Source organism: Agrobacterium sp. D14 (genome assembly GCF_001526505.1).
Taxonomy (GTDB): Bacteria; Pseudomonadota; Alphaproteobacteria; order Rhizobiales; family Rhizobiaceae; genus Agrobacterium; species Agrobacterium leguminum.
The window spans coordinates 120,531-135,560 of the sequence record NZ_ASXX01000042.1; the positions used below are offsets into that span (position 1 = coordinate 120,531).

A 15,030-nucleotide genomic window follows, 5' to 3' on the forward strand; every position below is an offset into this window, starting at 1 on the left:
CTCAGACAGTGCGGGTTTCCCATGACAATCAAAGCAGAAGATTTGCCTTACCGTCCCTGTGCGGGAATTATGGTGCTGAACGCCGAGGGCCTTGTCTGGGCCGGCAGGCGCATCAAGGAAGGCAATTCCGAATATGATGGCTCACCGCATCTGTGGCAGATGCCGCAGGGCGGCATCGATGACGGCGAACGGCCTCTGACGGCCGCCATTCGCGAACTCTACGAAGAAACAGGCATGAAAACGGTGAGCCTGCTTGCGGAGGCGAGCGACTGGATTCACTATGACCTGCCACCCGAACTGATCGGTATCGGCCTCAGGGGCAAATATCGCGGGCAGGCGCAGCGCTGGTTTGCTTTTCGTTTCGAAGGCGACGAAAGCGAGATCCAGATCGATCCGCCGCCGACCGGGCACACGGCCGAATTCGACGCGTGGGACTGGAAGCCGATGGAAAGCCTGCCGGAGCTCATCGTGCCGTTCAAGCGCGCGGTATACGAACAGGTCGTGGCGGAGTTCCAGCACCTATCCGGCAAATAAAAAAGGCGGCCAAGGCCGCCTTTTCTGTCCTGTCGCCAGTGCTTATTCCGCTTCGTTGGCGGAATCGGCGTTGAGCTGGCCGTATTTTTCCTCACCGATCTTGCCGAGCAATTCGAGCTGGGTTTCGAGAAAGTCGATATGGCCTTCCTCGTCGATCAGCAGTTCTTCGAAAAGCTTCATGGAGACGTAGTCTCCGGCCTCATAACAGATATCACGCGATTTCTTGTAGGAGGTGCGGGCGTCATATTCGCCGGCAAGGTCGGATTCCAGAACTTCCTTGACGTTCTGGCCGATGCGCAGGGGCGCGACGGTCTGAAGGTTGGGATGGCCTTCAAGGAAGATGATGCGTGCGACCAGCTTGTCGGCGTGCTGCATTTCCTCGATGGATTCAGCACGTTCCTTTTTGGCGAGCTTCGTGTAGCCCCAGTCTTCCAGCAAACGATAGTGAAGCCAGTACTGGTTTACCGCACCGAGTTCGAGAAAAAGGGCCTCGTTAAGCCGCTCGATGACTTTTTTGTCGCCTTTCAATGTCCGCTCTCCTGTTCTCTTCATGGAATTGCTTCAGGCGGGACATAAAATCAAAAACATCGGCCTCAGTCGAGTGGCGACGGGCATGATATTCTTCAGTGGTTTTGATGATCAGGTCGACAACGGTGGGGAAACAGCCGCAGCAGCGGCCGCGTTTTTCCATGGCGTGATACACTTTTGCAGGAACGATGAGCTGCCAACAGTCCTCGTCGAGGAGCTCGTTGATGACGTCCCGGATATCGTGATCGGTGATGTAATTGCAGCTGCAAACCAGCATGATGGACTGCCTGTATGACGCAACACGTTGTTTTCGTTCTTAAACCAAAACAGGACAGCAAATGTCAAGAAAAACCTCTTAGTGAGTCGCCAAGGATTTTCTAGATTCATTCTAAACTATACAAAAACTATCGTATTTTCATTAGTTTAGACTGCGTGTCATTCCAGTGTTTCATCTTCAAGTTTTTGTGCGCGGCAAAATTATCGAAGCTGAGATCACGGAAAGTTTACTGGATTCAGGCGGCCGGGAAGGCAGGATCGACGGCCTCAGGCGAAATATTGTCCGCCATTGGCCGTCATGGTCGAACCGGTGATGAAACCCGCCTCGTCGGAAACCAGAAACAGAACGCAGCGTGCGATTTCTTCCGGCTCACCCAGCCGCCCAACGGGAATTTGCGGAACGATCCGCTCAGCCAGAACCTTCTCCGGTATCGCTTTTACCATCTCCGTGCCGATATAGCCGGGGCAGATGGCGTTGACGGTGATATTGCGGCTGGCGCCTTCCTGGGCGAGCGCCTTGGTGAAGCCGATGTCGCCCGCTTTGGAGGCGGAATAATTGGCTTGTCCCGCCTGACCTTTCTGGCCATTGATGGAGGAGATGTTGACGATGCGGCCGAAGCCGCGGTCGCGCATGCCCGGCCATACGGGGTGGGTCATGTTGAACACGCCGGTGAGGTTGGTGTCGATCACCTCGCGCCATTGTTGCGGCGACATTTTATGGAACATCGCATCGCGGGTGATGCCGGCATTGTTGACGAGCACCTCGACGGGACCGAAGGTCTCTTCTACCCTGGCTATGCCATTGACGCAGGCGTCATAGTCGCGCACGTCCCACTGAAAAGCGGGGATGCCGGTTTCTTTCTGGAATGCTTCCGCCCTGTCCGTCGTGAAAGCGTAATTGACGGCCACCCGGTAGCCGGCCGCCTGCAGGGCGCGGGCGATTGCGGCGCCTATGCCGCTCGTCCCGCCGGAAATCAAAGCAACCCGGCTCATATCGGCCTCCATGACCTGTCATTGAAGCGCCTGCATATGCGAGGATGCTTCCATATCTTGCAGAACTTGTTCGTCGTGCTCACCGGCCACAGAAATGCGGCCAATGGGAGGCCGCTTCTACCCTATTGCGCGCTGAACCGGAATTGCTTTTTGGCAAGTCGTGTGGCGGTTTCAGAGTGCTTCGATGCACATGGCGACGCCCATGCCGCCGCCGATGCAGAGCGTTGCAAGACCCTTGGACACGTTACGGCGGCGCATTTCGAAAATCAGGGTGTTGAGGACGCGCGCGCCGGAGGCGCCGATCGGATGGCCGATGGCAATCGCCCCGCCATTGACGTTGACGATAGCAGGATCAAGGCCAAGTTCGCGCACCACGGCGCAGGACTGGGCCGCAAAGGCTTCGTTGGCTTCCACAAGGCCAATATCGCTGATCGACCAGCCGGCCTTGGCCAGCGCCTTGCGGGAGGCGGGGATGGGGCCGGTGCCCATGATTTGCGGATCGACGCCTGCCGTCGCCCAGGAAGCGATACGGGCGAGCGGTCTGATACCGCGCTTTCCTGCTTCCTCTTCCGACATCAAAAGCGTGGCGGCGGCGCCATCGTTCAGACCGGAGGCGTTGCCAGCCGTGACCGTCCCTTCCTTGTCGAAGGCGGGGCGCAGCTTGGCCATGGTTTCCAGCGAAGCCCCGGCGCGGATATGCTCATCTGTATCAATGACGATATCGGCTTTACGGCCCTTCACCGTGAAAGCCACGATCTCATCTGCAAAACGGCCGGCACTTTGCGCGGCTTCGGCCTTGTTTTGCGATGCGACGGCGAATTGGTCCTGCTCGTCGCGGGAAAGCTGCCATTGGCGGGCGATGTTTTCAGCGGTGATGCCCATGTGATAGCCATAGAAGGCGTCGGTAAGGCCATCTTTCAGCATGGTGTCGATCATCTTGAAATCGCCCATCTTCACGCCGCCGCGCAAATGGGCGCAGTGGGGTGCCATGGACATGGATTCCTGGCCGCCGGCAATGACGATGTTTGCGTCGCCGGTCGCGATCTGCTGCATGCCGAGGGCCACGGCGCGCAGGCCGGAGCCGCAAAGCTGATTGAGGCCGAAGGCGGTCGCTTCCTGTGGAATGCCCGCCTTCATGGCAGCCTGCCGCGCCGGGTTCTGCCCCTCGCCCGCCGTCAGGACCTGACCGAGAATGACTTCATCGATTTCCTTCGCTGCGACACCGGCGCGCTCCAGCACGGCACTGATGACGGTCGCCCCGAGTTCATGGGCTGGCGTATTGGCGAAGTGGCCATTGAAAGAGCCGACGGCTGTGCGCGCGGCGCTGGCAATCACGATTGAAGGCAGGGTCATCAGTTTTCTCCTCACTTGCGGGCGGAGACTGGCAAAGCTTTCAATACAAGTCAAATGGCGAAAGTTGCTTTAAAAGATGTTGCTAAATCACGCTGAAATCTTGCGGAAAATTGCTGCGCAAAAAACAAACTGTTGCGATGCACAAAACATTTGTCAGAGGGCTCGTTTTGCGCATACACTTTGCGCCGGGAAGAGCAATAACACCAAAAAACAAGAAAATACCATCATCGCGAGGAGGCGGGCATGGCGAAACACGACGGCGAAACAATCATTAAAAAATACGCCAACCGGCGGCTCTACAATACCGGCACCAGCACCTATGTGACGCTCGATGATCTGGCGCAGATGGTCAAGCGCGGCGAGGATTTCAAGGTTCAGGATGCCAAGTCCTCCGAAGACATCACGCACGCGGTGCTGACGCAGATCATCGTCGAACAGGAGGCCAAAACCGGCAATACGTTGCTGCCGACGGCGTTTCTGCGGCAATTGATCTCCTATTACGGCGACCAGATGCAGATGGTCGTGCCGACCTTTCTCGAACATTCGATGAAGACCTTCTCCGATCAGCAGAGCCAGATGCAGGAGCATATGGCCAAGGCCTTCGGCGACGGTTCGCTTGCCCGCAATTTTCAGGCGCCGCTGCAAATGATGGAAGAGCAGATCCGCCGTAACACGGAACTGTTCCGGCAGGCGATGCAGGGTTTCACACCTTTCGCAATGCCGCAGGCGCCCAAGGAAACCCGCAAGCCGAATGCATCCGAAATCGATGAGCTGAAGGCGCAGTTGCGCGCATTGCAGCAAAAGCTCGATCAGCTCTGATCCTGTCGGGCCGATGCCCGGTTTCAGCAAACCGCATCGGCTTTTGCTTCAGACTTTCAGCCTGTCGTTCTTTCCGGCACGCGTAGCAACAGCAGGAACCCGAATCCCAGAAATACGATGAGCGTCGCCATGCCGATATGGGCGGAGCCGCTTATCGTGGTTGCTATGGAAAACGACAGCGTCGCCATGAAGCTGGTGGCGCGTCCGGAGAGCGCATAGATGCCGAAATAACGGCCCGCCTCCGCCACGGTGATGTTGCGGGCAAGATAAGATCGTGACGAGGCCTGAACGGGGCCGAAGGCAAGGCCGATCAACACACCGTAAAGCAGATAGGCCTTTTCCGCGCCGGTGGCGAAGATGCCGCCATTATCTGCGGTTGACAATTGTATCCAGCCGAACAGGGTGGAGCCTTTTTCCGTCGAAACGATTCCGAGCGTGGCCAGCAGCAGAAGCACGAGACTGATGAGGATGGTGATGCGCGAACCTAGTTTCTGGTCGACGCGACCGGCGGCAAAGCAGCCAGCAATGGCAACGATATTGAGCAGAATTCCGAAGAGGCCGATTTCCATCGTTGCCCAGCCGAACATGCCAGCGGCGAAGGCCCCGCCGAGAATGAGAACGCCATTGACGCCATCCTGATAGAGCATGCGCGCAATCAGAAACCGCAACAGCATGGGGCGGTATCGCAGTTCGCGCAGCGTGATCTTCAGTTCCCCCAATCCCGAGCGGATCGCGGCTGCGAAGGGCAAGCCCTTTTCAGCATCGGGAGTGAGAAGAAACATCGGCAGAATGAAGATGAGATACCAAAGCGCGGCGAGCGGGCCGGTTATTCTGGCATCCTCGCCGGTTGCAGGATCGAGGCCGAAAAGAGGTTTGATACCGGCGATGGTCACACCGGTCTGTGGATTGGCGGCCAGAAGCGTCACCACGGCAATCAGCACCACCATGCCGCCGAGATAACCGAGCCCCCAGGCGAGATTGGAAATGCGCCCGACATTTTGCGGGTTGGTCAGCCGCGGCATCATGGAATCGTTGAAGACGATCGAAAATTCCGCCGCGATGGACGCGAGGATCATGCAGACGATTGGAAGGATGAGCGGCGAACCGGGTGCGGCAAACCAGAGGAAAAAGAGACTGACGATCTTGATGACGGCAAAGAAGGCGATCCACGGTTTGCGTGCGCCGGACTGGTCGGCGATGGAGCCGAGAATGGGGGAGAAGAGGGCGATGATGATCGACGACACCGTCGCCATATTGCTCCATGTCGCCTGCGCCGAAATCGGATCGTCGGTGAGCCGTGCGACGAAATAAGGACCGAAAACGAAGGTCGTGACGACCGTGAAAAACGGCTGCGCCGCCCAGTCGAACATCACCCAGCCCCAGATGCCGCGTTTGGCAACCACTGTTTCCGCATTTGGGGAAGGGACAGTCATTCATCGTCCTATCGGAAAATCGGGAAATAAAATGCGCGATACGGATGCATCCGTCTTGTCTGGCGCCATCCGGGGGGACCCGGATGGCGTTTTTGAGGCTACCGATCAGCGTGCCTGAACGATATCGCCAAGCAGCCCGGCCGCGACCGTCAGACGGGCAAGGTTGGTATCGCCGCTGTCGCTGAGCGCGCCGAGTTCGGAGACGATGCGGTTGACCCGCACGCGGTCCGCCGCATACCAGGCCTGAACCGGATCCTTTTCTTTGGCATATTCGGTCAGCGCGGAGATGACGATCCGGCGTCTCGACGAGGAGATCTGGTCCTGGCTGCGCAGGAGAGCCAGACTCTCGTAATGATCCGCCGGTGTGATGCGCTGGCTTGCATCCAGCAGACGCGCGACGCGGAAGGTCGATGAGACGGTGGCATAGCTTTCGGCGGCGCGGGCAAGCGTCGTACCGGCGCTTTCGGCGATGCGCATGATCTCCGGCACATAGACGAGCAGGGAAAGCGTATCGAGTTCCTCCAGAAGACCGGAAGGAACGCCGTCGATTTCCGTGACGCCGAGTTCGCGACGATACTTCGCCGCTGCCGGCGATAGCGTCTTGATGGCGGTTTTCAGTCGCTCGATTTCGGTCGTCATGTCACCTGCGGCCGCACCCGCGCTCCCGGTTTGCAGGTAAAGCCTGCTCGCATCCGAGAAGATACGCGTGATCATGGCATAAAGCCCGTTCTGGACTTCACCGCCGACCTTGCCGTCAAGCGCGTCGACTTCGCTCCACAGGCGTTTGAGACCGAAACCATCCTCGACGATCACTGCCGCCTTGACGACGTCGGCCGCCAGAAGGCCGCTCGCATCGGCAAGTTTCTGCACAAAGCCCGGGCCGCCGCGATTGACGACGGCATTGGCGAGCGCGGTGGCGACGATTTCGCGATGCAGACGATGCGACTTGATATCGTCCGCATAGTTCTTCTGCATCTTGGCCGGGAAATAATCGACCAGAAGATGCTGGAGATAGGGTTCGTCGGGAAGCGTGCTTGCCACCAATGCATCGAACAAGGTGAGCTTGGCATAGGAGAGGAGCACGCCGATCTCCGGCCGGGTCAGCGGTTTGCCGGTGGCGTATCTTTCGCTGAATTCGGCATTGTTGGGCAGGGTCTCGACCTTGCGGTTCAGTTGTCCGGTCGCCTCCAGCGCGCTCATCAGGCGGCCGAGTTCTTCGCGGTTCGAAAGGCCCAGCCGCTCCGTCAGCGAGATAGCCAGCGATTGCAGGTAGTTGTTGCGCAATACCAGCTGCGCCACTTCCGGCGTCATGGAGGCGAGAAGCTGGTTGCGTTTCGGCATCGTCAGGCGACCGCTGTTAACGGCGGAGGCAAGCGCGATCTTGATATTGACCTCGACGTCGGAGGAGTTCACCCCGGCCGAGTTGTCGATGGCATCGGAATTGCACCGCCCGCCCGAAAGCGCATAGGCGATGCGCCCCTTCTGGGTGATGCCCAGATTGGCGCCTTCGCCGATGACCTTGGCGCGCAGCTCGGTTGCGTTGACGCGAATCGGGTCGTTCGCTCTGTCACCCACCTCGGCATTGGTTTCCACCGCCGCCTTGATGTAAGTGCCGATGCCGCCGAACCACAGAAGATCGGTTGGCGCCTTCAGGATGGCCGTCATGATCTCGAAGGGCGTGGCGACGGATTTGTCGATGCCGATGGCGGCCACGGCTTCCGGTGTCAGCGTCACCGATTTTTCGGAGCGCGAAATGATCATGGCGCCGGCGGAGAGAGCCGAACGATCGTAGTCCTGCCAGCTGGAACGCGGCAGTTCGAAAAGCCGCTTGCGTTCGGCAAAGGACTTGTCGGTGTCGGGATCCGGATCGATGAAGATGTCGCGGTGATCGAAGGCGGCGATAAGCCTGATCTTTTCCGACAGCAGCATGCCGTTGCCGAAAACGTCACCGGACATGTCGCCCACACCCGCCACCGTGAAGGGGGTGGTCTGGATGTCGGTGTCCATTTCACGGAAATGGCGTTTCACCGTTTCCCAGGCGCCACGGGCGGTAATACCCATCTTCTTGTGGTCGTAACCGGCCGAACCGCCCGATGCGAAGGCGTCGTCCAGCCAGAAACCGGCCTCACGGGCAAGACCGTTCGCCGTATCGGAGAAGGTTGCCGTTCCCTTGTCGGCGGCGACGACGAAATAGGGGTCGTCACCGTCGAGCCGCAGTGTGTCGGCTGGCGGCACGATGGCATCGTCGACGATATTGTCGGTGATGGATAGCAGGGTGCGGATATAGGTTTTGTAGGCCTCGCGGCCGGCATTGAAGACCTCGTCGCGGGAGCCGCCGGCCGGCAGGTTCTTCGGGAAGAAGCCGCCCTTGGCGCCGACCGGAACGATCACCGCATTCTTGACCTGTTGCGCCTTGACGAGGCCGAGCACTTCCGTGCGGTAATCCTGACCGCGATCCGACCAGCGCAGACCGCCACGCGCGACCTTGCCGAAGCGCAGATGCACGCCTTCGACCTCTGTTCCGTAGACGAAGATTTCGCGGAAAGGCCGTGGGTCGGGCAGGCCGTCCAGATGCTTGGGATCGAACTTGAAGGCCAACAGGTCACGCGGCGTGCCGTCGGCATTTTTCTGGAAGTAATTGGTGCGCAGCGTCGCGTCGATGGCGTTGACGTAACGCCTGAGCGTGCGGTCCTCGTCGAGATTGGGAACGCCGCTCAATGCCGCTTCGATTGCCTTGTGTATTTCGGCGAGTTTCTTCAGACGCTTCTTTTCGTCGACGGACGGATCGAAGCCGGCTTTGAACAGCGCGAAAATATTGCGGGAAATCGCCGGATACTTATAGAGCGTTTCGGAAATATGCTCCTGCGAATAGACGATGCCGGTCTGGCGGAGATAACGGGCATAGGCGCGCAGCACGGAGACTTCGCGCACGGTGAGGCCGCAGGCGAGGATCAGGCGGTTGAAGTTGTCATTGTCGACCTTGCCGGAGAAGGCGGCGAGGAAAGCTTCTTCGAGTTTCTGCCCATAGTGCGGCAGATCGAGCGTCGTTCCCTTGGCGACGGACAGTTCCATGTCGTGCAGCACGATGTCGCGCTTTTCGCCGTCCGAAACGACGCCGATATCGAAGGTGCGTTCGCTGATGACGTTGAAACCGAGATTTTCGAGCAGCGGCACGCGGCGTGAAAGCGGCAGATGGCCGTCGCGATGGAAAATCTTCAGCGACAGCGTCTCCGCCGATTGACCTTCCTGCTGGTAAAATTCGATGCGGACCGGCTCACCCTTCGCGGCGCCGAGAATATCCGGCATGTCGCCGATCGCTTCTTCCGGCGTGAAGGCTTCCTGATAGGCCTGATCGACTTCCAGCACCGGCGCTCCCGGCTCGGAGAGGGCGACGAAATGGTCTATCCAGCGCGCCGCAATATCGCTGACCGCGTCTTCGAGCTTATCCTGGGCGATGCGCGGCGTCTTGCCTTCCGTTCGGCCGACAATGAAGTGGACGCGGGCGACGGCGCCTTCGGGGAAGGCGGGGTAATAGGCGGAAATATGCCCGTCATAGACTCTGCTCAGATAGTCGCCGATCTTCTCGCGCACATAGGAATTATACTCCTCGCGCGGAACGAAGATGATGGCCGAAACGAAACGGTCGAAACGGTCGATACGTGCAAGCACGCGCACGCGCGGCCGGTCGCTCAGTTCCATGATCTGCTCGACGAAGCGGATCAGAAGATCGGTTTCGATCTGGAAGAGATCGTCGCGCGGATAGGCTTCCAGCGTGTTCTGCAGGATACGCCCTGAGTGGCTGTTCGGATCGAAGCCGAAATGCCGCTCGACTTCCGCCACCTTGGCGCGCAGCAGCGGTATCTGCTTGACCGAGCGCGTATAGGCGGTGGCGGTGAAGAGACCGACGATGCGCAGTTCGCCGATGACATTGCCGTCCTCGTCGAAGCGCTTGATGCCGATATAATCCATATAGGCGCGGCGGTGCACGATGGATTTCACATTGGCCTTGGTGACGATGAGGAAATCCGGGCCGTCGAGGAAGGCGAGAATTTCCGGCGTCGTCGTCACGGCATTCTTGCCGAGGCGCAGCACGCGCACATCCGGATCGCTGAGGCTACCGAGACCGACGCCGTCACCGCGCTCGATCTTCGCGTTCTTTCCCTTGCCGGAATAGGTGTAATCACGCATGCCGAGGAAGGTGAAATTGTCGTTGCGAAGCCAGTTGAGGAATTCGACGGCTTCCGCACGCTCGGTCTTGCGCCGTGACGAGCCGCGCTTGGACAATTCATCCAGCGCCTCGTCGAGTTTCGCCAGCATGGGCCGCCAGTCGCGATAGGCGAACTGGACTTGTGTCAGCACGAAGCGCAGTCTTTCTTCCAGCGCTGCGGCGGCTTGCGGCGTGAGCGGCGCGATATGCAGCTGGATGAGGCTGATATTTTCAGCGGGATCATCCTCGGGTTCCGCAAGACGATAGCCCGCCTGCGCGCTTTCGTCGCGCACCAGGATCGGGTGCACCGCGAGGTAAAGACCGCGATAGCTGCTGGTGACCTCCCCCATGACGGAATCGTAAGGAAGGGCATATTGCGGCCGATAATGGTCAGCACCGTTACCGGAATATCCCGCGGTGAAACGCCCTCCACCTGGGAGATGCCGATGTACGGCGCGTCTCCGGTCCAGTGCGAAAGCGCCTCGAAACTGTGAGCGGCGCTCGCAGCCAGCATCTCCGCGGAATAATATTCTATATCGTCGGCGCTTGCCCTTCCATAAAGAATACCCGGATCAAGAAATTGGACATTTTCGGCAATTGCCTGCTGGCGCGCTTTTTCGATCTGTTTTTCGCGTTTTGGATTATTTCTGTAGCCCATTTGACGTGGATTCCTCCAAAAATCACACTTTAATATAAAAAAGCATCGCCAATTTGCGGATTTTGCCTTTTCAGTCGAATCGGATATTGGCGTGGAATTACGAAGAGTTTAAGAGGCTTTCGTGTTTCTTCGGTCGGTAAGTGAAATTTTTTTGCTCCTTTTGCCATGAGGGCCTGTCACGAAGCATTTTGACAGTATTTCTGCGGCTAATTTTTAGGCGGTTCTTTGGCTGCCATGTGATGTTGCGGCCACGGTCGAAGCAAATTATTGATTTGCGCCTATTTTTGTGGTACACCAACGACACTGATCCACAGCGTGGCATTTGTGTGCCCAAAAACACCACGAAAGCAACACCTCTTTTGCACGCGGTTTCCGTGACATATCGAGCGTTTACGTTATCGAACCCCGCAAGACGGGAAGGTGTGTTTTTGCGTGCACGGCTGGACCAGTGCGGAGTCACCTGACGGTTCCCCCGTCTCATCAGGGCCTGACCGACCCAACCCCGGCATCCCCGGGTATGTAACAGGGAGTTTTTAGAACGAATGACGACCCAGCAGAAGAAATCTCCAGCACATCACGGTTTCAAGACCGGTGAAGCGATTGTGTATCCCGCTCATGGTGTCGGTACCATTTCTGCAATCGAGGAACAAGAAGTCGCCGGCATGAAGCTTGAGCTTTTTGTCATTGATTTCGAAAAAGACAAGATGCGTCTTAAGGTTCCCGTCGCCAAAGCCGTCAGCATCGGCATGCGCAAGCTTTCCGAAGGCGATTTTGTCGAGCGGGCGCTGAAAGTGGTGCAGGGCAAGGCGCGTGTGAAGCGTACCATGTGGTCGCGCCGCGCGCAGGAATATGATGCGAAGATCAATTCCGGCGATCTCATCGCGATTGCGGAAGTCGTGCGCGATCTCTACCGTGCGGAAAATCAGCCGGAGCAGTCCTATTCCGAGCGTCAGCTTTATGAAGCTGCTCTCGACCGCATGGCGCGCGAAATCGCCGCTGTCAACAAGATGTCTGAAACCGAGGCTGTTCGCCTGGTGGAAGTGAACCTTGCCAAGGGCCCCAAGCGCGGCAAGACCGTCGAAGAGGACGATTCTCAGGACGAAGCCGCTTAATAACCGGCTTTCTCCCTCTAAAAAAACCCGCCTTGATGGCGGGTTTTTTGTTGCCCGATTGCAGGCTGAAATTCACAGGATGCGGATTTTCGTGCCTTTGCGCAGATGCGGCAGGATGCGCCGCATGTCACGGGGATGAAGGGCGACGCAGCCCGCGGTCGGCTCATATCCCGGTCTGATCAGATGCATGAAGATCGCCGAGCCGCGGTTGCGGCTTCTCGAGGTGATATTCCAGTCGAGCACCAGGCAGACGTCGTAGAGGCTGTCCTTCCGCATCATCTCTTCATGGCTCGGGGCGAAGGGCGCCTTGACCAGCCTGTTGTAATTGGGACTACGGGGTTCGTCGCACCACAGCATGGACTTGCGTGTTCGCTGCATCGGCAGTGCCGTGGCGATGCCGGGAAGGCGGTCGCCGCGATAAAACCCGTGCAGCAGGCCGATGGTGGAGATGGGAGATTTTCCGTCTCCCTCGCGTTTCAGCGCAGTGCGGCCATTGCGTCCGATCGCGGCTGGAAAGGTGAGATGCCCGAGCTGGACGATGGCGCGGCTGATTTTCGAGGGAGCCGGCCGAACCATGAGCGTCGATGCGCGTTTACGTTGTCTTACGGGCTGGGTGCTCATGTTTTTCACGAGATTTTGCTTTGCAGGTTATTTAACGTGAAGTCATAGCACTTCGTTATATCATGGCAATGGGTTGACCTTTTATCGGCAAACCGCTGAATTGGCTGATAATTAGAGCGCCAGGCGTCTTTTGGGATGCACAAGGCACGCTCTAACTCTTTTAAACTACGCATCGTGCCTCTCGAAAATCGAGCCTGATTTTTGGGCCGATGCGCTAAAGTAAGAAAGGCTGAGAATCCGAATGACGGCTCGCACTATCCTTCTGGTGGACGATGACGACGATCTTCGGGAGACGCTGACCGAGCAATTGTCTCCCTATGAGGAATTCTCGCTGCTCAGCGGCGCCAATGCCGCGCAGGCGATGCAGACCGCCAAGACCGCCCAGGTCGATCTTCTGATCATGGATGTCGGCCTTCCGGACATGGACGGCCGTGAGGCGGTAAAGCTGTTGCGCAAGGGCGGCTTCAAGGCGCCGATCATCATGCTGACCGGGCATGACACCGATTCCGATACTATTCTTGGGCTGGAAGCCGGGGCGAACGACTATGTGACGAAACCCTTCCGTTTCGCCGTGCTTCTGGCGCGTATCCGGGCACAGCTGCGTCAATATGAGCAGAGTGAGGATGCGGTTTTCACCGTCGGTCCCTATCAGTTCAAGCCCAGCCAGAAGCTGTTGACGACGGAGGACGGCAAGAAAATCCGCCTGACGGAAAAGGAAGCGGCGATCATCCGTTATCTCTATCGCGCCGGCAGCACCGTCGTTACCCGCGACGTCCTGCTGGAAGAGGTCTGGGGTTACAATTCCGGGGTGACAACGCACACGCTGGAAACGCATGTCTATCGTCTGCGCCAGAAGATCGAACGCGACCCGTCCAACGCTGAAATTCTGGTGACCGAGAACGGCGGATACAAGATCGTTCCCTGAGCAGGGGCCTCTTTGCACCTGTCATGTGTCCAAAGCACACGCTGCGCGTCCGAAAAGGCGCGCGGCGTTCTAACAGCTTGTATTTTGAGGGCCGATATTGGAAAACCGCTATAGTGATGCAGGCGTTTTTCCGGAGTAACGATCGACATGGCCTTGACGGACGATATCATGCTGCTGGGGCAAGTGCCGTTATTTGCGGGGTTCAGCGATGACCAGCTGCGGCTTATCGCCTTCGGTGCGGAGCGCCGCCGTGTATCGGCCGGGCAGACATTGTTCCGGGAACACTCACCGGCCGAATGCGCTTTTGCGGTGACGGCTGGCCATTTCGAGCTTTTCACGGCCGGGCGGGATGGCAAGCCCGTGCTGCAGGCGACGCCGGGCAAGGGGGCACTGCTTTCGGAGCTCGCGCTTTTCACGCTCTGCGAACGGAAGTTTACTGCCGTGGCAGTGGAGGATTCCGAAGTCATCCGCATAACGCGCATCCTCTTCCACCGGCTGGTGGAGGAGTTTCCGGAGGTTGCCGATATCGTGTCGGCGCGTATTCGCGACAATATCGCGTCGCTGGCGGCGGGTGCGGCCCGTTTGCAGAACCGCTTCGTCTGACGCCAGACAATTCCGCCTGTTCAGAACCGGAAATGGGCGGTGACGGGAACATGGTCTGATGGCCGGTTCCAGCCGCGGGCCTCGCGCAATATGTCGATTTTTTCGAGTGAGGAACCGAGATCCTGCGAAGACCAGATATGGTCGAGGCGGCGGCCGCGATCAGCCGCTTCCCAGTCCTTGGCGCGGTAGCTCCACCAGGTATAGATCTTTTCCGTCTCCGGCACGTTCAGGCGCATCAGATCGAGCCAGTTGCCCTTCTTCATGATGTCAAGCATGCCTTCGGTTTCGACAGGCGTGTGGCTGACGATCTTCAGAAGCTGCTTGTGCGACCAGACGTCATTTTCGAGCGGTGCGATGTTGAGATCGCCGACGAGAATGGACGAGGTGCCAGGCACACCATCGGCGCGCAGCGCCTTCATTTCCTCGATGAAATCCAGCTTGTGGCCGAATTTTGGATTGATCGAACGATCCGGCTCGTCACCGCCTGCCGGCACATAAAAATTATGCAGCCTCACGCGGCGCGATCCGACCTTAAAAATCGCGGAAATGTGGCGTGCGTCGCCGATACCGCAATAGTCCTGTCGATGATCTTCGGTCAGTGGAAGCTTCGAGGCGATGGCGACGCCGTGATAGCCCTTCTGGCCATGGATGATGACATGCTCATAGCCGAGCGCCTTCAACGGCTTCATCGGAAACTCGCCATTCGGGCATTTCGTTTCCTGCAGGCAAAGAATGTCGGGTTTGTAACGTACCAGAAACTGCTCAACGATCGGCATTCTGAGCCTGACCGAGTTGATGTTCCAGGTGGTTATCGAAAACGACATGCATGTGCTCCGCTTTTACTGCCGCGAACCGCTTGGCCCGTGACATGTTTCCGGGGCGCAGGCTTATAACATCGCGACGAAAACGGGAATGTATTTTAGCGGTAAAATGAAAAAGGCGACCGCAGGGCCGCCTTTTGAGGAGCT

General features: G+C 58.1%; 12 protein-coding genes and 1 pseudogene. 5 read left to right on the forward strand and 8 right to left on the reverse strand.

Annotated elements, in window-relative coordinates:
* Positions 1 to 21 precede the first annotated feature (21 nt).
* Positions 22 to 534 carry an RNA pyrophosphohydrolase gene (locus L901_RS20015; protein WP_020811992.1) on the forward strand — a complete coding sequence of 171 codons (513 nt, stop codon included), beginning with the start codon at positions 22 to 24 and terminating at the stop codon, positions 532 to 534.
* Between the two features lie 42 nt (positions 535 to 576).
* On the opposite strand, the gene bfr is transcribed toward L901_RS20015, so the two are convergent.
* The 4 genes from bfr to L901_RS20035 form a co-directional block, all read right to left on the reverse strand.
* The gene (gene bfr, locus L901_RS20020; protein WP_003520274.1) at positions 577 to 1,062 is read right to left on the reverse strand and encodes a bacterioferritin; all 486 of its coding nucleotides are present in this window, start codon (positions 1,060 to 1,062) and stop codon (positions 577 to 579) included.
* Complete coding sequence (locus tag L901_RS26545) at positions 1,028 to 1,339, reverse strand: bacterioferritin-associated ferredoxin (protein WP_003505234.1); 312 nt, start codon at positions 1,337 to 1,339, stop codon at positions 1,028 to 1,030. Before L901_RS26545 ends, bfr begins: the two co-directional genes overlap by 35 nt.
* A 266-nt stretch (positions 1,340 to 1,605) precedes the next feature.
* Positions 1,606 to 2,331: an acetoacetyl-CoA reductase gene (gene phbB, locus L901_RS20030; protein WP_059760038.1), complete on the reverse strand. Its 726-nt coding sequence runs from the start codon at positions 2,329 to 2,331 to the stop codon at positions 1,606 to 1,608.
* Positions 2,332 to 2,502: 171 nt separating this feature from the next.
* Positions 2,503 to 3,684 carry an acetyl-CoA C-acetyltransferase gene (locus L901_RS20035; protein ID WP_059759783.1) on the reverse strand — a complete coding sequence of 394 codons (1,182 nt, stop codon included), beginning with the start codon at positions 3,682 to 3,684 and terminating at the stop codon, positions 2,503 to 2,505.
* 243 nt (positions 3,685 to 3,927) lie between these two features.
* Here L901_RS20035 and phaR point away from each other — a divergent pair, with 243 nt between their 5' ends.
* Positions 3,928 to 4,503, forward strand: coding sequence for a polyhydroxyalkanoate synthesis repressor PhaR (gene phaR / locus L901_RS20040; RefSeq protein ID WP_003520279.1), 576 nt, complete (start codon positions 3,928 to 3,930; stop codon positions 4,501 to 4,503).
* 56 nt (positions 4,504 to 4,559) lie between these two features.
* Here phaR and L901_RS20045 read toward each other — a convergent pair whose 3' ends face one another.
* Complete coding sequence (locus L901_RS20045; protein ID WP_059759785.1) at positions 4,560 to 5,936, reverse strand: MFS transporter; 1,377 nt, start codon at positions 5,934 to 5,936, stop codon at positions 4,560 to 4,562.
* Positions 5,937 to 6,041: 105 nt separating this feature from the next.
* Positions 6,042 to 10,801 (reverse strand): annotated as a pseudogene (locus L901_RS20050) (NAD-glutamate dehydrogenase).
* Between the two features lie 542 nt (positions 10,802 to 11,343).
* On the opposite strand from L901_RS20050, the gene L901_RS20055 reads away from it, so the two are divergent.
* Complete coding sequence (locus L901_RS20055) at positions 11,344 to 11,913, forward strand: CarD family transcriptional regulator (protein WP_003505223.1); 570 nt, start codon at positions 11,344 to 11,346, stop codon at positions 11,911 to 11,913.
* A 72-nt stretch (positions 11,914 to 11,985) separates the two neighbouring features.
* On the opposite strand, the gene L901_RS20060 is transcribed toward L901_RS20055, so the two are convergent.
* Positions 11,986 to 12,489 carry a L,D-transpeptidase gene (locus L901_RS20060; RefSeq protein WP_003520282.1) on the reverse strand — a complete coding sequence of 168 codons (504 nt, stop codon included), beginning with the start codon at positions 12,487 to 12,489 and terminating at the stop codon, positions 11,986 to 11,988.
* A 286-nt stretch (positions 12,490 to 12,775) separates the two neighbouring features.
* Here L901_RS20060 and L901_RS20065 point away from each other — a divergent pair, with 286 nt between their 5' ends.
* Positions 12,776 to 13,459, forward strand: a complete 684-nt coding sequence (locus L901_RS20065) for a response regulator transcription factor (protein ID WP_003505216.1) — start codon at positions 12,776 to 12,778, stop codon at positions 13,457 to 13,459.
* 147 nt (positions 13,460 to 13,606) lie between these two features.
* A complete protein-coding gene (locus L901_RS20070; RefSeq protein ID WP_003520283.1) occupies positions 13,607 to 14,062 on the forward strand; it encodes a cyclic nucleotide-binding domain-containing protein in 456 nt (151 codons plus the stop codon).
* 20 nt (positions 14,063 to 14,082) lie between these two features.
* Here the strand turns inward: L901_RS20070 and L901_RS20075 are convergent, their stop codons facing one another.
* Positions 14,083 to 14,886 (reverse strand): exodeoxyribonuclease III, encoded by an 804-nt coding sequence (locus L901_RS20075; RefSeq protein ID WP_059759787.1) that lies wholly within the window; start codon positions 14,884 to 14,886, stop codon positions 14,083 to 14,085.
* Between the last annotated feature and the right edge of the window lie 144 nt (positions 14,887 to 15,030).

Coding starts and splice junctions, on each gene's coding strand:
- L901_RS20015 (WP_020811992.1), top strand. CDS start 22: ATGACAATCAAAGCAGAAGATTTGCCTTACCGTCCCTGTGCGGGAATT.
- phbB (WP_059760038.1), bottom strand. CDS start 2,331: ATGAGCCGGGTTGCTTTGATTTCCGGCGGGACGAGCGGCATAGGCGCC.
- L901_RS20045 (WP_059759785.1), bottom strand. CDS start 5,936: ATGACTGTCCCTTCCCCAAATGCGGAAACAGTGGTTGCCAAACGCGGC.
- L901_RS20065 (WP_003505216.1), top strand. CDS start 12,776: ATGACGGCTCGCACTATCCTTCTGGTGGACGATGACGACGATCTTCGG.
- phaR (WP_003520279.1), top strand. CDS start 3,928: ATGGCGAAACACGACGGCGAAACAATCATTAAAAAATACGCCAACCGG.
- L901_RS26545 (WP_003505234.1), bottom strand. CDS start 1,339: ATGCTGGTTTGCAGCTGCAATTACATCACCGATCACGATATCCGGGAC.
- L901_RS20035 (WP_059759783.1), bottom strand. CDS start 3,684: ATGACCCTGCCTTCAATCGTGATTGCCAGCGCCGCGCGCACAGCCGTC.
- L901_RS20060 (WP_003520282.1), bottom strand. CDS start 12,489: ATGGTTCGGCCGGCTCCCTCGAAAATCAGCCGCGCCATCGTCCAGCTC.
- L901_RS20070 (WP_003520283.1), top strand. CDS start 13,607: ATGGCCTTGACGGACGATATCATGCTGCTGGGGCAAGTGCCGTTATTT.
- L901_RS20075 (WP_059759787.1), bottom strand. CDS start 14,886: ATGTCGTTTTCGATAACCACCTGGAACATCAACTCGGTCAGGCTCAGA.
- L901_RS20055 (WP_003505223.1), top strand. CDS start 11,344: ATGACGACCCAGCAGAAGAAATCTCCAGCACATCACGGTTTCAAGACC.